This window comes from Marinagarivorans algicola (genome assembly GCF_001292705.1).
GTDB lineage: Bacteria > Pseudomonadota > Gammaproteobacteria > Pseudomonadales > Cellvibrionaceae > Marinagarivorans > Marinagarivorans algicola.
Genome location: NZ_LGAK01000039.1, coordinates 24,537 through 49,915, shown reverse-complemented (window position 1 = coordinate 49,915; position 25,379 = coordinate 24,537). Strand labels below are relative to the sequence as shown.

Below are 25,379 nucleotides of genomic sequence, written 5' to 3'. Positions count from 1 at the left end.
GGCCCTTATAACACAACCGATTTGCGTCTTTATAAAAACCGACTACTCCAGCGGGGCCGATATTAGAACGGTACAGGAGCAACTTGGCCACACGATCTAAGTAGCACTCAAATTTACACACACCTACTTCAACAAGATGCTAACGGAGTACGCAGTCCATTTTCTCACCTGCCATCAAGTTAGCCCTACCCCTTCAAGCATCTTCAACTCAACCCCCACTCCCCATCACAATGCTATAATCTTCACCCCCAAAATTGTAAGCGCAAAACATTATGCAAGGTACTCTTAAAAAAATGGTGTCATCTTTAGATGACAGCCAAAACGTTATTTACCAACTCCCAGTCGGCGATCAGTTATTGGCGCTTAACCCGTTAATAGGTAAAACCCTAAAAATCACTCATACCGGTACAATAAGCTGCAGCAACTGCGGCAAAAAAACCAAAAAAAGCTACAGCCAAGGCCATTGCTACCCCTGTATGCAAAAGCTGGCCAGTTGCGATATGTGCATTATGAAACCCGAAACCTGCCACTACGCACAAGGCACCTGCCGCGAGCCAAGCTGGGGCGAGCAGAATTGTTTTGTACCGCACTATGTATATTTATCGAACACATCGGGAATTAAAGTCGGCATTACCCGCCACACACAATTACCCACCCGCTGGATAGACCAAGGCGCCACACAAGGGCTGCCGATATTTAAAGTCAAAACACGGTTTGTTTCGGGTTTGGTGGAGGTGGCACTGGCAACATTAGTGGCCGATAAAACCCACTGGCAAGCTATGCTAAAAGGCAATAATGAAGGTGTTGACCTTAGCGCAAAAGCCAGCGAGCTTATTCCTTTAGTGGCCGATGCCTTAGCGGCAATCACCGAGGCACACGGTGATGATGCGATAGAAGTACTACAGGTACCTATTCAGGATATTCACTACCCAATCAGTAACTTTCCTAAAAAAGTAAAATCGTACAACTTTGATAAAGAGCCAGAAATTAACGATACTTTAGTCGGCATTAAAGGGCAGTATTTGATTTTTGAAAATGCGGTAATTAATGTGCGTAAATTCACCTCATACGAGGTAGTTGTTGAAGCCTAAGCCTCAACAACTTATGCGCTGAACAATCTTGTCTCTATGTCGACCGCTATTTGGTTTCTGCTTTGGTCTGTATGTAAAAGCCAGCAAGCGCTGGCTTTAGGGGCGAGGTAATAATAGTTTGTCCAGTTAGACGTAGCGTTCTGTTTTCTCGGCAAGGCGCTCGAAGGGGCGCATGCCGGGGCATGCAACGCTTTGAGCAACGCAGCAGAGGAAGCAGAAAACAAGTATATTGGATAATATATTTTTTCCTCGCTCCTTAGTTGCCTAACGATAATTTGAGCGAGGGCTGCTCTAAGGCAAACAGTTGCTCGCGCAGTTCATTAATATGCTCAGCCCAATAGCGCTCGGTATTAAACCAAGGAAAGTGCATAGGAAAGGCAGGGTCGTTCCAGCGGCGTGCTAACCACGCGGCATAATGCATTAAGCGCAGTGTACGCAAGCTTTCGATTAACCCTAACTCTTTAGGTTTAAATTCACAAAACATTTCGTAGCCATCAATTAAATTGGCTAATTGAATGCTTTGGCGATCGGGCTCACCCGACAATAACATCCATAAATCTTGTACAGCTGGGCCATTGCGGGCATCATCCAAGTCAACAAAATTTGGGTGGTCATCGCGCCACAAAATATTACCGGGGTGGCAATCGCCATGTAAGCGAATGGGGGTATACTCGATTAGCTCGAAACGTGCGCGTATTTTTTGCAATAGCTGGATCGTAATGGTTTGGTAAGCCTCTAGTAACGTATTGGGAATGAAATTATGGCTAAGCAAGTATTCACAGCTGCGCTCACCAAAACTTTGCATATCTAATGTTGGGCGATGATCAAAGGGGTGCAACTGGCCTAAGGCATGAATACGCCCTAACGATTGGCCCAAAGTATAAATCGTATCTTCGCAATCAAGCTCGGGCGCGCGGCCGCCGCGACGCGGAAACAAAGCAAAGTCGTAACCTTGATAATTAAAGAGTGTTTTGCCTTCTACCTCGAGTGGTACAACAACGGGCACCTCGTTAACGGCCAGCTCTAAACTAAAAGCATGCTCTTCCAATATTTGCGCTTGGCTCCAGCGATTAGGCCGGTAAAACTTGGCAATTAAAGGGTCGCTGTCTTCTACACCCACTTGGTACACGCGGTTTTCATAGCTGTTGAGCGGGTAAATGCGTGCATCGCTCATAAACCCTAGCGACTCAAAAGCATCCAGCACAAAGTCGGGGGTCATTTTATGAAAAGGGGCTTCGCTTGGGTCTGGTTGGGCTGGGCTTACAATCTCGTCTTCTAACTTATTCATTGAGCTTACGCCTGCCTTAATAATTGGGCATACAGTATAGCAACTCACAACCCATAACTATGCATTAAAACAGACTATTGCCCGTCACACCTAAAGCCACATTGGGGCGCTCCAGTGACTAAAACACCCAAAATACCATCATGTTAAGCACCTAAAGTCTTCCAACTGTACGGTTCATGCCTACACTTATTGAGAGTGCACGCTAAGCTCACTTTAAAGCACTAGAAAGCCTAGACAAAGCAAGTATTGGGGCACAACACACTGAGTATGCAAACTCTGGGGGAGCAAAAAAACGATTTGAGGCGGCGCGCACATGCACCATGCGCCGATGACTTGGGCTTACGCCTAGCCGTTGCGGCAGGTGCATGGGTGCTTATGTGTACAGCCTTCAACTTTCGTGCGGCCCTTATGTGCAGCCTCGGGATCTGCCTAGTGCTATACACGCATACGCTCACTGCAAATACCACGCGCGCAGCGGCCGATACCGCACCTCACACTCAGCCCGCCTCGCTGCGTTTTAAACGCCTGCTATACAACGAAAACGAACGCAGCGGGTCACTGCAAACAGTGCACGCTATTGAGCAAGACCAAAACGGTTTTATGTGGCTAGGTGGCGAGCATGGGCTAGCGCGCTTTGACGGCCACACACTGAAACGCTACCAACACAACCCCGAAGACACCCACAGCCTAGCGAGCAATGCCGTACTCGATATCGCCATAGACCACGATGGGGTTTTGTGGCTAGCCACCAGCGCAGGGCTCAGCCGCTATAATCCTAAAACCGACAACTTTATTAACAGTAAATACCAAGGCCCTTATCAACACACATTAATTGCGCAATCGCTCAATAGCTTAACGGTCACCGCCGATAACGCTTTATTGATGGGCGGCAGCGAAGGCTTTGCCATTTTACAACCCTCGCGCACGCAGCTCACGCTTTACAGCCCCAGCCAACCGGCCCCTTATACCCTACCGACAACCTCAATTTATACCACCTATAGTGATAGCGACGGCACCTATTGGCTGGGGTCAACAAGCGCCGGGCTATTCAAACTAAGCCATGCCAGCGGCCAACCGCAATTTACGCAATTTAGTCACGCAGCCGATAGCACCCGTGGCCCCGCACACAATCACATTACAAGCATTATGCGCGACCACCAAGGATTCTTATGGCTCAGCACACTCGGCGGTGGTGTTTCGCGTTTTGATGAAAGTCGTAATATCTTTTATCACTACACATATGACGCACAAAACCCCCGCAGTATAGGCGGCGATACCGTGTGGAATATAATGCAAGACAAGCAGCATAATATTTGGCTCGCGGTTGATCACGGCGGGCTCAACCGGTACAACCCCCAAACCAATGACTTTACACGCTTTACACATAACCCTTACAGCAACAGCAGCTTAATTAACGATAGCGTACGGAGTATTTACCAAGACCGCATAGGCGATTTATGGGTGGGCACCTACCCGGTGGGCATTAACTTACTCGACGTATCCGCTCAAAATTTTGAGCATATCATGCACACTACAGGCGACCCTAACAGCCTGAGCGACTCCGCTATTTTATCAATTAAGCAAAGTCAGTATGGGCACTTATGGATAGGCACCGAGGGCGGGCTTAACGCTTTTAATCCAAACACACTTATAAGCCAGCAATATTTAGCCCAACCAGGTACGCCTAATGCACTGCAATTTAATGCCGTTTTAGATACCGCCGAGCGCACTAACGGCGACTTATGGGTCGGTACTTGGTCTGGTGGGCTGCACAAGCTAAAGGCTAAAACTCGGCATTTCACACACTATATGCCCGATGGCACAGCCCCCATAAAAATGGCCGCCAACGCGCCTAACACTCAGCCCATAACTGGCAACAGTATTAATAGTGCCTACATTTGGAGCCTGGTTATTGATGGCGATTATTTATGGATAGGCACCGAAACAGGAGGGCTTAATCAATATCATTTTAGCACTCAAAAATTTCGCTACTTTTTACCCAATACGCCCGCTAATGAGCATCAAGTTTCACACCCACATGTTAAAAGTATAATTAAAGACCATGCCGGTTTTATATGGCTAGGTACCTTAGGTGGGCTCGATAAGCTCAACCCCAAAACGGGTAACATTGAACATTTTTATCACCAACCTACCAATCAAAATTCTATTATTCACGATCGCATTGCCAGTTTATTTGAAGATAGCCAACACAATATTTGGCTAGGCACCCAAGGCGACGGGATGACTATTATTGATAAAACCCGGCAAAAATTTACACATATTACTACCGAGCAAGGCTTGCCCTCTGGCCACGTTGTAAGTATTACAGAAGATGCCCAAGGTAATATATGGGTATTAACTGACAGCGGTATTGCCTGCATACACCCCGACAAAACCATCACCACAATACAAAAAAGCCACGGTTTAAGCAGTAATAATTTTAAGCGCAATACCGCATTTTTTGACCATAAAGCAACCCTTTATGCCGGAGCAACGAATGGCATTACCCGCTTCAAGCCCCAATACCTATTGCAGCATCAAGCCGATATTATTGACCAACCGCAGCAAGCGCTCATTACGCAATTAAAAATTGCCAACGAAGTCGTTACCGAGGGCCATATCAATAGCCCACTCAGTCGTAGTATTAGCACAACAACACACTTAAAGCTCAACCACCAACAAAACATTATTGAATTAAATTTTTCGGCTTTTAATTTTGTATCACCCAACCTTATTCACTATCGCTATCGGCTCAATGGCTTTGATAAAAGCTGGCGTGAAACCCACGACACGCCTTCGGCTATTTATACCAATTTGCCCTCGGGTAAATACACCTTTGAGCTGCAAGCGAGCAATACTCAAATGCAATGGCCACTTAACAGCACAACGCTTGCTATACATATCGCGCCGCCACCTTGGCTAACCCCTTGGGCTTATGCTGGCTATGTTCTTTTATTTTTGGGTATCATTAACTTGTTATGGCGCTATAAAAGCAAGCAGCTAGAGCTGCAAAAAGAGCAAACGATTAATAGCCAATTAATTAAACTCGATAAAATGAAGGATGCTTTTTTAGCCAACACCTCTCATGAATTACGCACACCGCTAAATGGTATTATTGGCCTGGCCGAAAGCTTGCGCGATGAACTGCATACGCAGCTTAGCGCAGCGCAGCACCATACATTTACCATGATTATTCAAAGCGGCTTACGCTTATCACACTTAGTGAACGACATTTTAGATATGTCAAAGCTGGGTAAACAAGAAATTCTATTGCACAAAAGCCAGATCGATGTGTATACCTTAGCGCAAACCAGTATCGCTTTAGTCAAGCCTTTAATTGGACACAAACCCTTAACCATCATCAACAATATTGCACAAAATTTACCGCCAGCCCATGCCGATAGTAATCGGCTACAACAAGTTTTTTTAAACCTATTGAGCAATGCCATCAAATACAGTGAGCAAGGCACAATCACACTCGATGCTAAACAACATAGCACGCAACAATTGCAAATTAGTATTCGCGATACCGGTGTGGGCATCAGCGCAGAGCACCGCGATAGTATTTTTGAGTCGTTTAATCAAGTCAACAATGAAGACACTCGCGAAGAGGGCACCGGGTTAGGCCTGAGTATCACCAAAAAACTTATAGAGTTGCACGGCGGCACCATTACCCTAAATTCCAAAGTCGGTTGCGGCAGTACATTTACCTTTACACTTTGCGCAGTACAGCATCAAAGCGATGCCTGTCCAACGGCTACATCATTATCATCATCGGTAACAGCTACACCGGCCACACCAGACACCTCAGCAACAGCTTCAATAACAAGTCCAACAGCAAGTCCAACAACGAACGAGCACAATCGACCCGCGGATCATTCGCCCACACCTAAAGATACGCAAATCACACCCGTATCGAATACCATGAGCGCATCACAGTTACTCAAGAGTACGGCGCCCAGCTACGCTGCCGAGACCACTATATTATGCGTCGATGATAACAGCGTAAACCTGATGGTATTAACAGCCATTTTAAAACTACACAATTACAAAACACTCGAGGCCAGTAGCGGGCCCGAAGCTCTGGCCTTACTCGAGTCAAACCCCAATATTCATCTCATTATTTTAGATGTCATGATGCCTAAAATGACCGGTTACCAAGCCTGTGAAATTATTCGCCAAACGCGGCCTATCCATAAATTACCCATTATCTTTTTAACAGCAAAAGATATAGACACCGAAATAGCACGAGGCTTCTTAGTCGGCGGCAACGACTTTGCGACCAAACCCGTTCAAAAAGCTATTTTATTAGCACGCATTAAAGTACTGCTGGATATGGTGCGCAGCAACCAATAATCCTTCTAATCTAATGATTAAGTCGATCAATTTTCTATAGATAGGTTCAGCCACAGCAAACTTAATGATACACTTATCGCCATTTTTGGCGTATGGCTTAACGACTGCCTACGTAACCACCACAACCGCGGTAGACGTGAAAATGAATTTAAATTACCTCAGTTTTGAACAAGACATTGCTAAGTTTGAAGGCCAAATTGCCGAACTTAAACTCGCCAGCACCGATCAAGATGTTGATATCTCTGACGAAATTAACAGCCTCAAGCAAAAGCTAAAAAAAGAAACCGAGAGCATCTATAAAAACTTGACCCCTTGGCAAGTTGTTCAGGTTGCCCGCCACCCACAGCGCCCCTACACCAGCGACTACATCAAACTCATGGTTGACGACTGGGACGAGCTGCACGGTGATCGTCACTTTGGTGATGATGCCGCTATTATCGGCGGCATTGGCCGCATTAATGGTCGCAGTGTCATGATTATCGGCGAAGAAAAAGGCCGCACAGTTACCGAGAAAGTCTCGCGCAACTTTGGTATGCCTCGCCCAGAGGGCTACCGTAAAGCCTTGCGTCTTATGGAAATGGCCGAGCGCTTTCAATTACCCATTATTACACTGATTGATACCCCAGGCGCCTACCCCGGCATTGATAGTGAAGAGCGTGGTATCAGTGAAGCGATTGCACAAAACTTAGCCGTCATGAGCCGCTTACGTACACCCATTATTTGCACTGTGATTGGCGAGGGCTCATCGGGTGGCGCGTTAGCTATTGGCGTGGGCGATCACCTCAATATGCTGCAATACTCTACATATTTTGTTATTTCGCCTGAAGGCTGCGCCAATATTATTTGGAAGACTGTCGAAAAAGCACCGCTTGCCGCCGAAGCCATGGGCGTTACATCAAGCAAACTTGAAGATTTAGGCATTATTGATGAAACAATCCCCGAGCCACTTGGCGGTGCGCACCGCGACCCCGCTATGATGGCCGAAGCCCTTAAAGAGCGCCTCAGCAAACAACTCGACGAGCTGTGCGCCGTCGACACTGAGCAATTGCTCGCCAAGCGCTATGAGCGCCTAATGAGCTACGGTAACGAGTAGCTGGTAAAAACACATCGCACGATAACAACGCCCTGAAGGGCGTTTTTTTTGGCTGCGGGCGATACTTTTACCATTGTAATTTCAACCAAGCTAACGAGCCTTACCTTGCAAGCGCAAACTGTCAAGAGCATAGCAACCAGTCTCGGTGCCTCTGGCGGTCTCGACACCTCTGATCTGACAGTTTAGACACCCTTAAATAGTTACTTGTCATTAACACCTATTGAGACTCGATGATTTGCAGAGCACTTTTTTGCTCGACAACTTGGTTTTATATCAGTCTAGCTTGGTACAATCGCGCCCTGAAGCATCACGCCCTGCGATGTCAACACGTTTCAACCCACAGAGTTTCATCACCTGATAAAGGAAAATGACATGCATATTGTAATTACTGGCGCTAACCGGGGTATTGGCCTTGCCTTGACCAAAAACTATCGCGCACAAGGCCACCAAGTGACCGCTATTTGCCGCCAAAGCTCACCCGAACTTGAAGCCACCGAAGCGGATATTATCGAAGGCATTGATGTCAGCCAGAGTGAGGCGCCTGCGAATATTGCCGCCATGGTACATAACGTTTTAGGTGATACCTGCATTGATATTCTTATCAATAACGCCGGTATATTGCGCCACGAATCACTAGACAATATGGACACCCAAGCCATACAAGCGCAATTTAACATTAACGCACTCGCGCCTTTAGCCATTACACACGCATTGCTACCGCTGCTCAAAAGTGGCAGCAAGATTGCGCTAATTACTAGTCGAATGGGCTCTATTGCCGATAACGGCTCAGGTAATTACTACGGTTATCGCATGTCTAAAGCCGCACTCAATGCTGCGGGGAAATCGCTCGCTATGGACTTAAAAGATCAGGATATTAACGTGGCTATTTTGCACCCAGGCATGGTGCAAACCGATATGATTAACCACGCCGGCGATATTAGCGCCGATACTGCCGCCGAGCGATTGATTGCCCGCATTGCCGAGCTCACCAACAAAAACACCGGTACTTTTTGGCACGCAAACGGTGAAGTCTTACCTTGGTAACGCCGGCCCCCGCACCACAAAAGCACGCCGCCAAATACTCAGCGCAGTATGCTGAGCCTTTGGCGAGCGCATTGAGCAACGCCTTTCAGCCAAGCGCTCAGCGTTACAGCCATACACTGGTTATTCCTGCCTATAACGAGAGCACCGCCTTTATTCGGCAATTGATGCAGCAACATTTTACGCGCTGCTCGCGCCTACTGGTGTGCCTTGTGATTAATCAACCGGCCAATAAGCACGCAAGCATTACGCGCCTTAACCAACGGTTATTTGATTTTTTTAAGTGTGATAAGCAAGGCTTCATTTGCACACCCGTCAATAATACCCACCAACTCGCTATGAGTACTCATCGGCACATCGACTTTTTATGCATTAACAGCTGCCAGCCAGGGGTTAATCCTAAACAAGGGGTTGGTTACGCACGTAAATTAGGCTGCGATGTTGCGCTCAGCTTGATGCAGCGCAACATTATACAGACAGGCTGGCTACACTGTACTGATGCCGATGCAACACTACCGAGCACCTATTTTGAAACTCCTCGTATTGACGAGAATATCAGCGCACTCACTTATGCTATTGATCATCAGTTTTTACCTAAGGCTCAAGGGTTTTATCAAAAACAAACACAGCAGGCAAATAAACTCTATGAAGCGAGCATTTTATATTATCGCGACGGCCTAGCGGCCAGCGGCTCGCCCTATGCTTTTAATACCATTGGAAGCGCAATAGCGGCCAACCCTAAGCACTACAGCCAAGTGCGTGGCTTTCCTAAGCGCGCTGCGGGTGAAGACTTTTACTTGCTTAATAAATTAGCCAAGCTCGCACCGGTCTTTGAGCTAACACACACCATAACGCTCAAACCCAGAGCCTCGCAACGCGTACCCTTTGGTACCGGGCCGGCTGTTAAACAACTATTAAATAATGTGGCTTTTTTAGATTACAACCCAAAGGTCTTTGAATGCTTAAAAATAGCTCTCGCCTGCTTACCCGGACTCTATGAGCGACTTGATAGCATCGGCAACAATAATCATAAAAACAGCAGCAACCATAAAGACAGCACCGCACTACTGCCTCAAGGGGCTTTACACTCAGCGACCGAGCACGCTTTAAAAAGCATTGGCATCGAGCAATTACTCACGCACCTTAGCAAACAAGCTAAAAGCCCAGCGCAAGCACTGCGCATGAGCCATGAATGGTTTGATGGATTCAAGACACTTAAGTTTATTCACGCATTAAGTTATGGCCCCTACCCTAAATTAGAGCTTGAGCACTTACCTTATAACGCCGACCAGCGCTCGATTATTCAAACCCCAAGTAGCAGCCTATAGCAAAGGGGTCTGGCTTACCCTCTTCTTTACCAAAGAAACACACCTCCTCATAATCATCGCCATCAATAAAGCCCACAACAAAGTCACACTGATACTCATTAGCAATTTTGTAAAATGCCTCTAAAGGTGTATTGAGCTGCTTGGGTAATTTTATTTTCATTTCGACACCCAAACGAGCACCACCTTGCTCGCAGGCCTCGGTGTGAATAAAAACAGCGTGCGGGTTATCTTCACCCACCCATGCTTGTAATTGCTCAGCTATTTTTTGAGTGTCTTGCGTTGCGCTATCGTCTTGTGGCTCAGCCACAAAAAAGAATACTTTCATAAGTCGGTACTTTTTATTGAGTCAATGTATTAGTTCAGTACTTTTTAAAAATTAATCGCGGTAAATCGTTTCAATTAAATGAAAGCCAAATTGCGTTTTAATTGGGCCATGCACTGTAAGCACGGCCTTTTTAAAGACAACATTATCAAAAGCTTTTACCATTTGCCCGGGGCTAAACTCGCCCAAGTTACCGCCTTGCTTAGCCGAGCTGCAAGTAGAATGTTTTTTAGCCACCTGACCAAAATCGGCACCACTGGCAATTTGCTGCTTAAGTTTTTCGGCTTCGGCTTTAGTTTTTACTAAAATGTGCCTTGCACATGCTATTGGCATAACAACTCCATCAATAATATTCAATAGGGTAACGCTTTAAGGTTTTGGATTGGCCGCAACAAACGTCACCATTTTGCGCACGAGCGGTTTCATAAAAAATTTATCATCGGGCATTATCGCAATAGGTACTTCAAGCTCATTAAGCATTTGCGCCACAATAGGGCCAATAGCGGCTATATAAATTGCTTTAAAGGCAGCTATTAGCTGTGCTTCACGCCCTTGCTTTTTAGCCACCGACATTAAGCGCTTAATTTGTACAATACTGGTTAATACCAATATATCGAGCTGATGATTAATCAGGTCATCGATGAGTTGTGTCACCTGCTCGGCTTCGGCGTCTGAGGCATAAATATACGGCGCAACAGTATCAATGTGCGCTCCTTTAGCCATCAAAAAATGCTGTAGTTTAAGATTGGGCTCTTCGCCGTACAATTGTACGGCTATTTTACGCCCCACAAGCTCTTCGTGTTGTAGTGTTTGCATAACGCCATCGGTGGTAGGCGCTACAGCTAATACATTGGGTTTTAATTGGTGTGGCCTTAAGGCGCTGGCAGGCTTTGGCCCGCGCGCAATTTTACGCACTTTTCCCAATGCGCTAGCCCATGGCTCTAGCATACCCCAGCGCTCAGCAAAGCCCGTTAACCGGCGTATGCCCTCGCCGGTTAAAATAATTAAGTCGTCGGGTGGACTGGCGCAAAATTGTAGTAACCAAGCTTTAATAGTGTGCTCATCGGGGTTATCGCGAATAGACACCAGTGGGCAGCGCACAACGGTGGCACCACGCACTGCTAACATATCGTGAAGCACATTAAGCTGGCGCGACTCGGGTACAGCAACGCGCCAGTGCTTTAGCGGTTGTGGGGCGGCTTGAATAGGGGCAGTTGGGGTCATGATTGCTCTGGCTACAACGCGAAATAAAGCACCATCATAACCATTGCCGCAAACACCAGCAATCAACTATCACGACATTCGTCCATAAGCTTTTTGCCTATTTTGACCCAAGCCACCCGCCACTGTTAGAGATACCTAAGTTACACACCAATGAATCATTGACTGGGCCACTCAAGCACCTACAAGGCCCACAACCGCTTTCGCGCAACAATAGCCTTAAAGTAATAAGCTACCTAGCCCTAAAAACGCCACAAAACCCACAATATCGGTCACTGTCGTGAGCACAACGGCGCCGGCTAAGGCTGGATCAAAGTTTAATTTTTTAAGAATGTAAGGCACGAGTACACCCGAAATAACGGCCGTCACAATATTAATATTAATCGCTATGGCAATAGTCACCCCTAGTAACCAGCTGCCAAACCATACGTAAGTAATAATGCCAATCACAATCGCCCACAACACACCGTTAAGCGCGCCTACGCGCAGCTCTTTTTGCAGCAGCGCGTTACGGTTGCTATCGGTCACCTGCCCCATGGCCAAGCCGCGCACTATCACGGTAAGTGTTTGGCTGCCGCTAATACCACCCATCGATGCTACCACCGGCATCAATACCGCCAAGGCCACCACCTCTTGTAAGGTTGCCTCAAATAAGCCAATAAACCACGACGCCAAAAAAGCCGTCAGTAAATTAATACCCAGCCACACCGCACGGTTTTTACTACTGCGTAGTACAGGCGCAAACAAATCCTCTTCATCACTCAAACCGGCTGATTTTGCCGATTTTGCATCTTGCTCCTCTTGCCGAGTTTGATACGCCAAAGCTAAATCAAAGCACCCTAACAGCGCGCCATTGCTATCAATAACAGGTAAGGCCATTTGCTCTGAGTGAATCACTCGCTCGGCTGCGGTAAAAACGTCACCACTGGCATTCAGTAATATCAACTCTTGCTGGGGCAGTTCGCCTACCACCACATCAGCTTCGGCGCGATAAAGATCTTGCAGCTTAACCTCACCCACCAATACCCCTTGAGCATTGGTTAAATACACCACACTACTGTAGCTTGGCAACGGTCTATCAAGCAGCCTGCGCACTCGCCCAACCCTAGCGCGCGCCGATACGCGCAGGCAGTCAAAGCGTATCCAATGGCCCAGTTGCTCATCGGAATATAACTGGGCTTTTTCAAATAATTTTTGCTGTTTGTCATCTAGTTTACTTTGAGCAAAAACCAATAACTCGGCACTTAAATCATCAGAAACCTCCAGTAGACTTTCGGCATCAAAGAGCATGAGTAGCTCTTTGCAATCGGCGTCACCTAAATGATCCAAAATAACGCGGCGCGAATCCTCTCGCATACAAATAAACACCGCAGGCCACTCGTCATGCTTTATGAGTTGCCATAACAGCATTCTAGGCTCAGCAGGAAAAGCCTCTAGCATAAGCGCTAGTTGCTCAGCCGAAAGTTCTTCTTGCGCCTCTTGCATTAAACGTTCACGCACAGGCGCCGCGAGTGCTTGCTCGCTAGGTAGACTTAAAAGCCGTTCAATATAAGGGGTTAGTTGCTCAGTATTCATTGGGGGTATCACTTTACAAGTCGAGTGTGAAATAAGCTTTTATCATGAGAAGTTTGGCAGCTAATGGGGCGCGTGCCTATGATTTATTCGTATTTTTATTATGGACTCACTCGCCTTAGCATAGGCTATGACTCATCGAGCAGGCCGTGATTCGTGGTATAGCTTTCGTTATACTGATAAAAACTCATGACTCGGTGACACCAAAAATGAAGACTCGCGCTATTTTGACTCATCGCTTTAGCACGCCTTTGGGGCGCATGCTGGTGTGTACCTCTGATAATAGCGTTTGCCTACTAGAGTTTGACGAACGCAAAAACCTAGACATCGAATGCCAAGACTTGCAAAAGCGCCTAAAGGCGGCTTTTGTTACTGGAAAAAATCACTTAACCAAACAAACACAACAGCAAATCTTGGAGTATTTTGCTGGCACTCGGACACACTTTAACCTGCCATTAATGACCTTGGGTACAGCGTTTCAAAATGATGCTTGGCAAAGCCTGCAAAAAATTCCTTATGGCCAAACACGCTCTTACCAGGAGCAGGCAAGCGCGATCGAACGACCAACAGCAGTAAGAGCAGTAGCCTCAGCCAATAGTCATAATCGCATCGCCATTGTTATTCCCTGTCATCGCGTTATCGGGAAAAACGGCTCACTTACAGGCTACGCCGGTGGCTTAGAGCGCAAGCGCTGGCTGCTAGCCCATGAAAAAGATAACGTTCAAAAAAAACGCGCCACTCATAACCTTTAAAAAAATCGTCACGATCCAGCCAAGCAGAAAAAATTCACCTGATAGCCCGCTGATGGATTATTGTTTGGCATTTAAACCAGAGCCTTGCAGGGGAAGAAGCGCTAGGCAGTGCACCGGTACAAGGATATGCAAGATTGGATTTTTCAAGAACATAAAGTCGAGAAGTACAAAGTCAAGAAGCACAAAGGTCAAAAAGCACAAAGGTCAAAAAGCACAAAGTCGCAGATGGCTTAAGTGACTCAGACCACTATTCACTAGCGCACAATTGCGGCACCTCTGAATAGTGAAAAAAATTCAACCATAAAATAAAAAAAACCAAAAAAGGCCCGCTAGTATTTGTGATTAGCAGGCCTTTTGGTGCATTTTATAAGGTGGCTAGACTTGAGTTTGCTCAGCCTCTTCATGTACTTTAAGGCGGGCCGTACGAATACGGACTTTTTTAGTGTCAGCGAGCATCAATACCTGTAACAGCTCCTGAAAAGCTTGCACCGGTGCCGAACCAAAATCGACAAAAAACTCTAAGCGATTAACCTTTTTACTTGGAAAGGTTAATGCGTGCACACGACCACCTAGGCCGTGATTGTCAACAGGGCGCGTATTTTTAGGGTCCATCCAGCGCTCACCCCAGTGGGCAAGTTGCGACTTATTCATATTAAGCCCTGTACATTCAAAACCAACATCATTCCACGCAATAGGCTCAAAACGCACCTTCATCTTTTTTTGCCAAGTCACACTAATTGGCGCGAAATTAACGTGCGTCTCAGGGTTAAAGTTGGCAATTTGGGGGGGCTGTGCAGATTGATTGACTAGATCAAACCGACGCCAGCGAAATATTTCGGGCAACCCTTCAATAGCTGGCACATTCGCTAAGGCTTCAACTTCAGCCTGCGGATGTTGCTGAGTAAAACCGGCAATAGCATCTAAATAAATATTTAAATAGTGATTACGAATATTTGTAATGTAACGCTGAAGATCTTTCATTACCTTCATCCCTCAAAAAATAAAACAATCATTATTAGCGCTGAAAAAAGCCGCCAATCACTTTAAAGACTATAACCCGAGGACCATTAAGCCATCAGTAATTTGTTGCTGTATATCGTGTTGCCAGCGCGTTTTTTGCTGCTCAATCACCACGCGAATAAGTTCTTCGACCGATAATTTATAACCATTGCAATCAGCCATAACCGGCGGCACATCTACATCAATCGCCGCTATGACACGGAGCGGTTTTTGATGAAAGTCTATTGTTAAATTAATGGCTGCCGGTGCCGTAAAGCTAGCTTCACACGACGCTTTAATCTGCACTAAGACTAAATTAGTATTGACGTTGCCACGCAGCTCAGCCCTCAGCGGAAAGTTCACCGTAATAACCGATGCTGTACTATCGAGCACTGCCGCACCAGCTTTTGTGATTGTTAAAGTGCGCTTGCCGCCCATCCAAGCAATGCCTTTCTCTTCGTACAGCGTCTTAGGAATATAAGTATCTAAAACCAACCCTAACAGTCTGGCCGCGGCAGTTTCTTGCCGTGCATGAACATTGTGTGCCACTGTCGCGCCCACCCGGTCAAGCACTTGTTGGCGGGTTTGTTGACTGGCCAGCCCCTTAACGCTGGTCTCTTTATCAGAAGCGGCCACTGCATGGATTGAGGCAGACCATATCGCGATCAAACCTAAAAGTAATACACATAACTTCACAGTATTTCAGTGCCTCCACTCTTTTTATACGCCGCAGTGGCCATCAAAGTACATCCGCTAAAAGCTAGGCCTCAAAATCAAAGGCTTGCTCAAGTGCTTCAATAAAGCTTTTTATCTCTAACGTCATCACTGCAAATTCGGTATCGAACTGTTCGGCGGCTGTTTCTGGGTGACTATCATCGGCTTTATCTTTGATTTCGTCACCAAAGCGCAAGCGCTTAATAGCGAGGTCATCTTCTATAACACCGCTAACAATCTCCTTCCAGTTAAATGCCAGTTTGCTCACTACCATGCCGGAGTGAATATGGTTCAAAACCTCATCGGCGGTTAAGTCTTGTTTTTTACAGCGCACAATACGCTCATCTTTTGCCGCTGTGAGTTCGCACTCTTCACCAAGTTCAAAACCGCGCTCGGGCATGTCAAGCAGCCAGCGTGTTAATATTTGAGTGGCCGGTGCTTTAGGCTTGACAGGCACACAAGGTAAAGTCCCTAAAGCTTCACGCAGAGCACTTAATAAATCTTCGGCACGGCCTGCAGAGCCAGCGTTGACGACAATATAATTTTGCGTTGTTGCAATGTAGGCAAAGTCAGTGGCATTTTTTACAAATGCTTTAGGCAGTAGCTCAAAAATAAGCTCGTCTTTTAAACCATCTCGTTCTTTACGAGTTACGCGGCGGCCTTCTTGCTCACTGATATGCTGTATTTTTTCTTCGAGGGCTTCACGTATCACACCGCCGGGTAGGATTTTTTCCTGCTTTTTGAGTGCCACCATAATGTAGCCCGGTATAGCATGCACTAAAAGCTCGGAATGCCGCCCAAGGGGCGGCACAAAACCCTGTCGCTTTAAATCCAACTTGCCACACGGGCTAAATGTATGCGCGCTCAAGCGCTCATTTAGCTCATCGGCTGTGGTATTAAAGGCTTCGGTCAATCGATACAACCGTAGGTTTTTAAACCACATACGCGCTATGCCACGATATCAAGAAGTTCAACTTCAAATACTAACGCGGTATAAGGAGCAATTGAACCACCCGCACCACGCTCACCATAGGCAAGGTTATGCGGAATAAATAAACGCCACTTAGAACCTACAGGCATTAATTGTAAAGCTTCGGTCCAGCCAGCAATCACACCATTAACAGGGAATTCGGCAGGCTCGTTGCGCTCGACCGAACTATCGAAAACTGTACCGTCAATTAAAGTACCGTGATAATGAGTACGCACAGTGCTCGTAGCGCTAGGTTTTTCACCCGTACCTTCAGCAATGACTTCATACTGCAAACCCGACTCAAGCACAGTAATGCCGTCTTTTTTAGCGTTTTCGGCTAAAAATGCATCGCCAACTACCGATTGCTCTTTAGATTGCTCAGCGCGCTGCGCTTGAATGCGAGCGCTAATTTCTTTAAAGGCAACATCAAGGTCTTCGCGCGATACCGCAAACTCAGCGCCCTCAAAAGCATCTTTTAAGCCCGCAGAAACAGAGGCAATGTCCATTCCATCAAAAGGGTTAGCTAACAATTGGTCACCTAATTGACGACCAATACCGTAGCTTACTTTTTGCTCAAGTGTAGAAAAATCAGACATATTTGCTCCGTATATGGATTAGTAAAATGGCGGCGCAGTCTAGCACAGGAATAGGCGCGCCGCGCAATCACCAAAACCTACGCCTTGCGGCTACGCACACCTTACAGTGCTAACCGTGCCAGCGATATTGCCGCAGCGCTATTTTATGGCCATTGAAGATGACGCCTTCTGACTCTAATAGCGCCTTCTGACGCAAGTACCTCTGGCTATCAACCGCGAACGAAAGCTCGCCTCTGGCATTGACCACACGATGCCAAGGCAATGTAGTTTGCTTAGGCAGGTTTTTGAGTATGCGGCCCACATAGCGCGCATGACTGGGGTAGCCCGCAAGCTTTGCAAGGGCTCCATAAGTGATTACACGGCCTGAAGGTATAGTCGCCAATAATTGCCATACAATCGCATCAAGGGGGTCGAAGAGGGTTGTCGTTACAGTCATAGGGCTACCGTTGACAGTGGGTGCAATACACGGTGGTGCGATTTTGCAGGCGCTTTTCGGTCAGTGATTTAGCACACACACTGCAAGGCTTACCCCCCTGCCCATAAACATGCAGCTCTTGCGCAAAATAGCCCGGCTTACCGTCGCCGCCGACAAAGTCACGCAGGGTGGTGCCGCCGCGCTCAATGGCATGCGCCAAAATGGTTTTAATCGCTGCCACCAACAACTGCGCCTTAGGTCGGGTAAGCTTGTTGGCCGCTTTTAACGGGTGGATACCCGCCGCAAACAACGCCTCATTGGCATAAATATTACCCACTCCAACCACCACCTTAGCATCCATAATGAAGCTCTTGATGGGTTGAGTACTGCCCTGCGCGCGCTGGTACAAGTCATTTTCTGTGAAGGCCTCACTTAAGGGCTCGGGGCCCAAGTGGCTCAATAACTTACTGGTACTCACATCGTCACCTTCGTGCCATACAAAGGCGCCAAAGCGACGAGGGTCGTTATAGCGCAAGGTGGTGCCATCGTTAAAGGCCACATCAATATGGTCATGTTTACCAATGTCAGCGTCAGGCGCAACAATGCGTAAACTCCCCGACATACCCAAGTGCACCAACAGTGTACCAATATCAAAACGCAGCAATAAATACTTAGCACGGCGCGACACCGCAAGCAATTGACGCCCCTTAAGCTTGGCTGGCAGCTCGGGCAATACCGGCCAACGCAAGCGACCGTTACGCACAGTCATGCTGGCAATATTTTTTTGCTCGGTGTGTGGCGCTATGCCACGGCAAGTGGTTTCTACTTCGGGTAGCTCTGGCATACACAACACCTTTATCTTTATCGGTAAAAAATCAGTACGCATGCGATTAATGATCGCCCACAAAAAAGCCCAGCATTAGGCTGGGCTTTAAGATTGCAAATTAACTAAGCGGTGCTTACTTAATTTTGCCTTCTTTGTACATTACGTGCTTGCGAACAACGGGATCAAATTTTTTGATTTCCATTTTCTCAGGCATGGTGCGCTTGTTTTTAGTAGTGGTGTAAAAGTGACCGGTACCGGCACTTGAATTCAAACGGATTTTATCACGCATGATAGGTTCCTCTAGCTTAGTTAAGCAAAGTTGAGTTCAGCAATAATGCCGCTATTAAACTTTTTCGCCACGGGCGCGGATATCAGCCAAAACTTGGTCAATACCGTTTTTATCAATAATGCGCATACCTTTAGAGGTAAGACGCAATTTTACAAAGCGCTTCTCAGACTCGACCCAGAAACGGTGAGAGTGTAAGTTAGGCAAAAAACGACGCTTGGTGTGGTTTTTTGCGTGAGAAACGTTATTACCGGTTACTGGGCGCTTACCCGTAACTTGACATACCTTAGACATTGCTCTGCCTCGTTAAATCGTTAAATCGTAAATATCGCTTAAGCACTCTTCTGTGTAGCAGTTTAAAGTTTAAGCCGCTTGCAACAAAAAAGAGCCACAAATGTCGGACGTATTCCGATCGCTTTCGCCGCCGGATACTGTTGGCTTTGCAGTTTAAACACCCAATCAAATACCACCCAAAGACTAGCATTTAAAAAAGCAAAAAAACTACAAACTCCAGTCTCACTCACCACGTGTACCGCGTACGCTTACAATGCCACGCAAAACCACAATTAAACGGAGAAGCCTGAACAAAAAACAAGCAAACCCATGGGCTGGCCGAAAAGAGGCGCGTTTTATACCAGAATACCCCCTCTTAAGCAAATTTTTTATATTTAAAAGCCACTAGATTAGGCCTTTTTCACAAAACGAAAAAGGCTCGCCGTCACCCACCACAATGTGATCTAACACACGGACATCGACTAAGGCCAAAGCATCGCTAAGCCTGTGCGTGATTTGCTTATCAGCTCCGCTGGGGGCAGAACATCCCGACGGGTGGTTATGCGCCAAAATAACAGCCGCCGCATTAACTGTTAGCGCACGCTTAACAACCTCTCGAGGGTAGACACATGCGGCATCGATGGTCCCACGAAAGAGTTCTTCAAATTCAATCAGGCGATGCTGCGTATCTAAAAATAAAACAGCAAACACTTCTTGGCTGCGCCCCCCCAATCGCGCTTTAACTAAACGCTTAACCAGAGCAGCACTGTCAAGCGCATTACTGCGCGACAGCTGCTCATTAACGTGTCTAGCGGCCATTTCTAACACGGCTTGCAATTGACAGAATTTAGCCTGCCCCAAACCCAATCCCTGACAAAACTCACTCTCACTGGCCGACATGAGCACCTGCAATGAACCAAAATGCATCAACAATTCACGTGCGAGATCGACGGCGCTTTTACCGGCCACCCCAGTACGCAAAAAAATCGCCAGCAACTCCGCATCACTCAACGCACCTGCGCCACGGGCCAGTAGTTTTTCTCGTGGCCGCTCTGCACGCGGCCAATCCGTTATCGCCATAAACACTCCCTATTTCCCGACACTACAGAGCCTAGCAACTCATCAGACTCATTAACACACCCACCTGCTATATTTACAGCGTGTAGGTAGTAAGCACTAACACGCCAACACCTAATTAAAGCTAGCTGGCAATGAAAGTAAACACAATTTTATTGGACAAGAAACTTGGGAAAAGGCTGTAATATTTGCTATCTTAAACGCCTAAAAGTCGAGGGCACCCACAGCGCATGAACCACTTAACCGATAAAAATATTTTGCTTGGCGTAACTGGCGGCATTGCAGCCTATAAAAGTGCTGAGCTGATTCGCGCGCTCACAAAACTTGGCGCCAACGTTCAAGTGATTACTACGCCTGCTGCCGAGTCCTTTATCACCCCGCTAACACTGCAAGCGCTGTCGGGCAACCCTGTGCGCAACTCGCTCCTCGACCCTAGCGCCGAAGCCGGCATGGGGCATATTGAATTAGCCCGCTGGGCCGACCTGATTGTTGTAGCACCTGCTAGCGCTGATTTTTTAGCGCGCCTTGCGCATGGCTTTGCTAGCGACTTGCTCAGCACAGTTTGTCTTGCCGCTGCATGCCCTATCGCGGTGGCACCGGCAATGAATCAAGCCATGTGGCACAATCACGTCACGCAAAGTAACATGGCAAAAATAGCGGCTTTTCCGCATATTATAGTGTGTGGGCCTGCCGCCGGCGAGCAAGCCTGCGGCGACGTAGGTTATGGTCGAATGGAAGAACCCAGCACCATCACCGAATTCATCACCCAACACTTCACATCTCAGCCGACCTCTTCAAGCCCGCAGCAGCTTGCTGGGCTGCACGTTGTGATTAGTGCAGGCCCCACCAGAGAAGCCATTGACCCCGTGCGCTACCTAAGCAACGAAAGCTCGGGAAAAATGGGCTATGCGCTCGCGCAAGCCGCTTTGGATGCAGGAGCTCGGGTGACACTGATTAGCGGCCCTAGTGCCTTAACGCCACCTGCAGCGTGCACCACAACTCACGTCCTCAGTGCACAACAAATGCATAGCGCCTGCCTAACCGCAGCCGCAACAGCTGATATATTTATTGGCGCTGCGGCCGTTGCCGACTTTAGGCCTGCACACCAGCAAGAGCAAAAAATCAAAAAAGGAAGCTCAGACACCATGCATATTGAACTCATTAAAAACCCCGATATTATTGCCGATGTGGCCCAGCTAACACCCAAGCCTTGGGTGATTGGTTTTGCCGCTGAAACCCAAGATGTTGAGCAGTACGCACTCGGCAAACTCCAAGCCAAAAACCTCGATGCCATTATTGCTAATGATGTCTCTGATAAAAGTATTGGGTTTAATAGCGATCATAACGCCGTTAGTATTATTACTCATCAAGGCACTCATCGCATCGCGCAAAACCACAAGCATGCCATTGCTACTTCGATTATTCATCACATTAGCCAACTGACAGTGAGCCACTAATCTATGAGTGTTTCTCCAGCATCAGAATCTCAATTTTCACCCGTTAAAATGTGGCTCACAGGTAGCTTGCTGGTTGCTACGATCATTTGCAGTAGTATCAGTTATTTTTTTTGGCACGCACTGGTAGTATCAGAACAAGACAGCCAACGCCATAAATTTAGTCAGCAATATTTAACAAAGGCCTCATCCAACATTAGTGGGCACTTACTCAGCCTCAATAAAAAACTGATGTTTTTTGGCCAAAATACTCAGCTAACTCAAGCCTTTAAACACGAAGACCAGCGCCAACTTCGCAGTATTCGCTTAAACATTATGAATAGCTTGCCAGAAGCCGAGAGCATTCGGCTGATTCCTTTTGGCAAAGCCAAGCTCAATCTTGATGCACAAGTGCCACTACGCTTTTCGGATATGGAAATTATTCAGCGCATCGAAAATCGTGAGGCAGTCCAACCTGAGGCCGTCAAACTCAAACAAGGTTGGCGCTTAAGTTTTGCCGTACCGATTCCTAGCGACCCCAGTCAACCCGTTGCAGGCACTTTACTGGTGACAGCACACCTTGACCGCACCTTTGAAGCGATGACTCAAGGCCTAGAAAATGTTGGTAAATTCACACTATTGCAAACATACAAAGGTGGGCAACACCGATTATTCAGCCAAGGTGAGGGCCAGTATTTACCTCCCGCGAGCATAGCCATTAAAGGTACGCCCTGGATAGTCGAATATATTGCCTCAAAAAACATTACTCAATTGGTAGATACCAACTGGGTCATATTTGCCATTAGCGCCTGCATCACTTGGATTGTTGGTATCGCACTGGCCATTAGCTTGGGCTTATTTATTGGCTTACGGGATGAGCGTAAGCGTGCAGCCATTGCCAAAACCTATCAGCGCATGGGCACCACCGTTAACCAAAGCACTACGCCAACGCAACGCAGTTTAGACACCGATATTCTCGATATCACCATTGATGAAGACGATGATCTACTCGGATTTAATGAGACTCCAGTGCCACCCGAAGAGAGCGATCAGGCAGCAGGGCGTGAAGATGATGCATCAGCAACCACTCAGGCAACCCCCGCTCCAATCAACCAAGTCCCTAGCCATATCTTTCGCGCTTATGATATTCGCGGTCTTGTTGACAACGATATTACCATCGACATAGCTCAACTTATTGGACAGGCACTCGGCAGTGAAGCGCTCGACTTAGGCGAAGACACTTTAATTGTGGGCCGCGACGCCAGAACTCACAGCCCACTACTTACCGAATATTTAGTGCGCGGCATATTAAGCACAGGCTGTCATGTGGTGAATATTGGCACCGTGCCTACGCCTGTTGTGTACTTTGCTACTGAGACGCTCGAAAGCAGTCGCTCTGGCGTGATGGTGACAGCTAGCCATAACGGCCCAGAATACAACGGCTTTAAATGTGTAATGCAAGGACGATGTCGCTCAGAAGAAGACATTCAAGCTATTTTAGCGCGCATTGAACAAAATAAATTCCACACCGGTACAGGTACAGAGAGACGTCACGATATCATCAACGATTACATCGAGACCATTTTTGCCGACGTAGCACTTGGCGGTGACCTCTCGGTTGTGGTGGATGCCGGTAATGGTGTAACCGGTAAAATTGCGCCGCGTCTTTTTGAAGAAATAGGCTGTGAAGTCACGGCCCTCAACTGCGACCTTGACGGAACCTTCCCCAATCACGGGCCCGACCCAACCAACCCCAAAAACTTGGAGCAATTAATCGCAAAAGTGGCCGAAACTAAGGCTGATTTTGGTGTGGCATTTGATGGCGATGGCGACCGCTTGGTAGTGATCACTAATACCGGTAAGATTATTTGGCCAGATCGCCTATTAATGCTATTTGCCAAAGATATTCTCAGCCGCAACCCTGGGGCCGATGTCGTGTACGATGTGAAATGTACGCGTAGTATTAATGCGATTGTTACACAATTTGGCGGGCGTCCTATTATGTGGAAAACTGGGCACGCGCCGATGAAGGCCAAAATTGCAGAAACCGGCGCACTTCTTGGCGGCGAATACTCAGGTCATATTTTTATTAAAGAGCGCTGGTTTGGCTTTGATGATGGGATATATGTTGCCGCACGACTCGCTGAAATTGTGAGCTTAATTGGCGACACTCTCGACAATATTTTTGAAGAGTTCCCTGAGCTACCGCATACTAACGAAATACTCGTACCCTCAAGTGATGGCGCAAAATTTGGCATCATTGAAGCACTGAAAGAGAGCGCCGATTTTAAAGAAGCTAAAATCACAACGCTCGATGGAATTCGTGTTGACTTCGCTTACGGCTGGGGCATCGTGCGAGCCTCTAACACATCACCTAATTTAACCTTGCGCGCAGAAGCGCAAAACGACGCTCAGCTACATGATATCAAAGCATTACTAACACGTGAATTAAGAAAAATTGATACTGCACTTACACCTAAATGGTAACACTGCCGCAGTACACTTAGGGCGTTCAAACCATCGGCAGCGTTGCACGCTTCGACTTTACACTCATCAAAGTCTTGGTGGCATGCTTTTATAGTTGCGCTGATGAGCAGTACTATAAAAGCAGTCCTTATGCGAGCGCACAACCTAATCCTTGCTATCGCTGCAAGGGCAGTGCTTAAATACCCCAAATGATTCATTTGCACCCAATCAAAAAAGGCTTGTCAACTTGGCTAAACCACAGCAAATAATACACATTCAAGGCGCCGCCTAGGGGCGCATAACTGAGGCTATCCATGTCAATGATTAGTGATGCTAGCGCTATAGCACAGGTTTTAACTGAAGCACTACCGTATATCCAACGTTTTACCAATAAAACAATTGTCGTAAAATTTGGCGGCAATGCCATGATCGATCAAGCTCTGCAAAATAGTTTTGCACGCGATATTGTCTTGATGAAAATTGTAGGCATGAACCCAATTGTTGTGCATGGTGGCGGCCCTCAAATAGGTGAACTACTCACAAAACTGAATATAGACTCTCATTTTATTGACGGCATGCGCGTCACAGACAACGCCACTATGGATGTCGTAGAGATGGTGCTCGGAGGATCAGTCAACAAACAAATTGTTAACCTGATCAACAATAATGGCGGTCACGCCATTGGGGTTACCGGCAAAGATGGGCGCTTTATTCGGGCCAAAAAAATGGCCGTTACCCGTCAAACCCCTGACATGAAAGCACCAGAAATTATTGATATTGGCCAGGTTGGCGAAGTGGCGAGCATTGATCGCAGTGTTATCGACTTACTTGTGCAGGGCGATTTTATTCCGGTCATCGCACCGATTGGTGTCGGTGACGATGGGCAGTCATACAATATTAATGCCGACCTAGTCGCTGGCAAAATTGCTGAGGTTATGCAGGCTGAAAAGCTCATGCTATTAACCAATGTCAGTGGTTTGCAAGATAAACAAGGTGATGTATTAACCGGCTTAACGACCGCACGAGTGGATGAACTCATTAGTGATGGTACGATTTACGGCGGCATGCTCCCTAAAATACAATGCGCTCTAGACGCAGTTAAATCAGGTGTCGCTAGTGCTCATATTGTAGACGGCCGAGTACCGCATGCTGTGTTACTCGAAATATTTACCGATGCAGGCGTAGGCACACTGATCACAGATAACCACTCGCACATTGCCTCCTAACGCCCCGCATCAACATTTAAACCAGCTTGAGTAT

Annotated in this window: 23 protein-coding genes; 9 read left to right on the top strand and 14 right to left on the bottom strand. The window is 47.1% G+C overall.

The features are described 5' to 3' along the window. Window positions 1–272: 272 nt before the first annotated feature. Complete coding sequence (locus AC438_RS12795) at window positions 273–1,091, top strand: DUF2797 domain-containing protein (protein ID WP_053981657.1); 819 nt, start codon at window positions 273–275, stop codon at window positions 1,089–1,091. A 256-nt stretch (window positions 1,092–1,347) separates the two neighbouring features. Here AC438_RS12795 and AC438_RS12790 read toward each other — a convergent pair whose 3' ends face one another. After that, complete coding sequence (locus tag AC438_RS12790) at window positions 1,348–2,379, bottom strand: serine/threonine protein kinase (protein WP_053981656.1); 1,032 nt, start codon at window positions 2,377–2,379, stop codon at window positions 1,348–1,350. A 267-nt stretch (window positions 2,380–2,646) separates the two neighbouring features. On the opposite strand from AC438_RS12790, the gene AC438_RS12785 reads away from it, so the two are divergent. From AC438_RS12785 to AC438_RS12770, 4 genes are all read left to right on the top strand, one after another. Next, a complete protein-coding gene (locus AC438_RS12785) occupies window positions 2,647–6,735 on the top strand; it encodes a hybrid sensor histidine kinase/response regulator (protein ID WP_053981655.1) in 4,089 nt (1,362 codons plus the stop codon). 142 nt (window positions 6,736–6,877) lie between these two features. Then, the gene (locus tag AC438_RS12780; RefSeq protein ID WP_053981660.1) at window positions 6,878–7,828 is read left to right on the top strand and encodes an acetyl-CoA carboxylase carboxyltransferase subunit alpha; all 951 of its coding nucleotides are present in this window, start codon (window positions 6,878–6,880) and stop codon (window positions 7,826–7,828) included. Window positions 7,829–8,200: 372 nt separating this feature from the next. Beyond that, window positions 8,201–8,872, top strand: a complete 672-nt coding sequence (locus AC438_RS12775) for an SDR family oxidoreductase (RefSeq protein ID WP_053981654.1) — start codon at window positions 8,201–8,203, stop codon at window positions 8,870–8,872. After that, window positions 8,866–10,197, top strand: a complete 1,332-nt coding sequence (locus AC438_RS12770; RefSeq protein WP_053981653.1) for a hypothetical protein — start codon at window positions 8,866–8,868, stop codon at window positions 10,195–10,197. The genes AC438_RS12775 and AC438_RS12770 overlap by 7 nt, the downstream gene beginning before the upstream one ends. Here AC438_RS12770 and AC438_RS12765 read toward each other — a convergent pair. The 4 genes from AC438_RS12765 to AC438_RS12750 all read right to left on the bottom strand — a co-directional run bounded on the left by AC438_RS12765 (window position 10,169) and on the right by AC438_RS12750 (window position 13,315). Next, window positions 10,169–10,522 (bottom strand): hypothetical protein, encoded by a 354-nt coding sequence (locus AC438_RS12765; RefSeq protein WP_053981652.1) that lies wholly within the window; start codon window positions 10,520–10,522, stop codon window positions 10,169–10,171. The two genes, AC438_RS12770 and AC438_RS12765, sit on opposite strands and share 29 nt — an antisense overlap. A gap of 51 nt (window positions 10,523–10,573) precedes the next feature. Then, window positions 10,574–10,852, bottom strand: a complete 279-nt coding sequence (locus AC438_RS12760; RefSeq protein ID WP_053981659.1) for a peptidylprolyl isomerase — start codon at window positions 10,850–10,852, stop codon at window positions 10,574–10,576. 36 nt (window positions 10,853–10,888) lie between these two features. Beyond that, entirely contained in the window at window positions 10,889–11,743 is an 855-nt protein-coding gene (locus AC438_RS12755) for a uroporphyrinogen-III synthase (protein ID WP_156317076.1), read from the bottom strand. Window positions 11,744–11,959: 216 nt separating this feature from the next. After that, the gene (locus AC438_RS12750; protein ID WP_053981650.1) at window positions 11,960–13,315 is read right to left on the bottom strand and encodes a magnesium transporter; all 1,356 of its coding nucleotides are present in this window, start codon (window positions 13,313–13,315) and stop codon (window positions 11,960–11,962) included. Window positions 13,316–13,521: 206 nt separating this feature from the next. Between AC438_RS12750 and AC438_RS12745 the strand changes: the two genes are divergently transcribed. Further along, entirely contained in the window at window positions 13,522–14,064 is a 543-nt protein-coding gene (locus tag AC438_RS12745; protein WP_082354147.1) for a methylated-DNA--[protein]-cysteine S-methyltransferase, read from the top strand. 375 nt (window positions 14,065–14,439) lie between these two features. Here AC438_RS12745 and AC438_RS12740 read toward each other — a convergent pair whose 3' ends face one another. The 9 genes from AC438_RS12740 to radC all read right to left on the bottom strand — a co-directional run bounded on the left by AC438_RS12740 (window position 14,440) and on the right by radC (window position 20,223). Next, complete coding sequence (locus tag AC438_RS12740) at window positions 14,440–15,045, bottom strand: hypothetical protein (protein ID WP_053981648.1); 606 nt, start codon at window positions 15,043–15,045, stop codon at window positions 14,440–14,442. Between the two features lie 69 nt (window positions 15,046–15,114). Continuing rightward, on the bottom strand, window positions 15,115–15,759 hold the full coding sequence (locus tag AC438_RS12735; RefSeq protein WP_054113215.1) for a hypothetical protein: 645 nt from the start codon (window positions 15,757–15,759) through the stop codon (window positions 15,115–15,117). 64 nt (window positions 15,760–15,823) lie between these two features. After that, complete coding sequence (gene rdgC, locus AC438_RS12730; RefSeq protein ID WP_053981646.1) at window positions 15,824–16,720, bottom strand: recombination-associated protein RdgC; 897 nt, start codon at window positions 16,718–16,720, stop codon at window positions 15,824–15,826. A 5-nt stretch (window positions 16,721–16,725) separates the two neighbouring features. Beyond that, complete coding sequence (locus tag AC438_RS12725; RefSeq protein ID WP_053981645.1) at window positions 16,726–17,343, bottom strand: BamJ family beta-barrel-assembly machinery protein; 618 nt, start codon at window positions 17,341–17,343, stop codon at window positions 16,726–16,728. Window positions 17,344–17,452: 109 nt separating this feature from the next. Continuing rightward, entirely contained in the window at window positions 17,453–17,779 is a 327-nt protein-coding gene (locus AC438_RS12720; protein ID WP_053981644.1) for an MGMT family protein, read from the bottom strand. Between the two features lie 4 nt (window positions 17,780–17,783). After that, window positions 17,784–18,602, bottom strand: coding sequence for a bifunctional DNA-formamidopyrimidine glycosylase/DNA-(apurinic or apyrimidinic site) lyase (gene mutM, locus AC438_RS12715; protein ID WP_053981643.1), 819 nt, complete (start codon window positions 18,600–18,602; stop codon window positions 17,784–17,786). A 115-nt stretch (window positions 18,603–18,717) separates the two neighbouring features. Beyond that, a complete protein-coding gene (rpmG, locus tag AC438_RS12710; protein WP_053981642.1) occupies window positions 18,718–18,873 on the bottom strand; it encodes a 50S ribosomal protein L33 in 156 nt (51 codons plus the stop codon). Window positions 18,874–18,927: 54 nt separating this feature from the next. After that, window positions 18,928–19,164: a 50S ribosomal protein L28 gene (gene rpmB / locus AC438_RS12705; protein WP_053981641.1), complete on the bottom strand. Its 237-nt coding sequence runs from the start codon at window positions 19,162–19,164 to the stop codon at window positions 18,928–18,930. Between the two features lie 384 nt (window positions 19,165–19,548). Then, window positions 19,549–20,223: a RadC family protein gene (radC, locus tag AC438_RS12700; RefSeq protein WP_053981640.1), complete on the bottom strand. Its 675-nt coding sequence runs from the start codon at window positions 20,221–20,223 to the stop codon at window positions 19,549–19,551. Window positions 20,224–20,450: 227 nt separating this feature from the next. Between radC and coaBC the strand changes: the two genes are divergently transcribed. The 3 genes from coaBC to argB all read left to right on the top strand — a co-directional run bounded on the left by coaBC (window position 20,451) and on the right by argB (window position 25,345). Further along, window positions 20,451–21,677 (top strand): bifunctional phosphopantothenoylcysteine decarboxylase/phosphopantothenate--cysteine ligase CoaBC, encoded by a 1,227-nt coding sequence (gene coaBC / locus AC438_RS12695; protein ID WP_053981639.1) that lies wholly within the window; start codon window positions 20,451–20,453, stop codon window positions 21,675–21,677. A gap of 3 nt (window positions 21,678–21,680) precedes the next feature. Continuing rightward, window positions 21,681–24,140: a phosphomannomutase/phosphoglucomutase gene (locus tag AC438_RS17230; RefSeq protein ID WP_053981638.1), complete on the top strand. Its 2,460-nt coding sequence runs from the start codon at window positions 21,681–21,683 to the stop codon at window positions 24,138–24,140. A 293-nt stretch (window positions 24,141–24,433) separates the two neighbouring features. Next, entirely contained in the window at window positions 24,434–25,345 is a 912-nt protein-coding gene (gene argB / locus AC438_RS12685) for an acetylglutamate kinase (protein ID WP_156312491.1), read from the top strand. The last annotated feature ends 34 nt before the right edge of the window (window positions 25,346–25,379 follow it).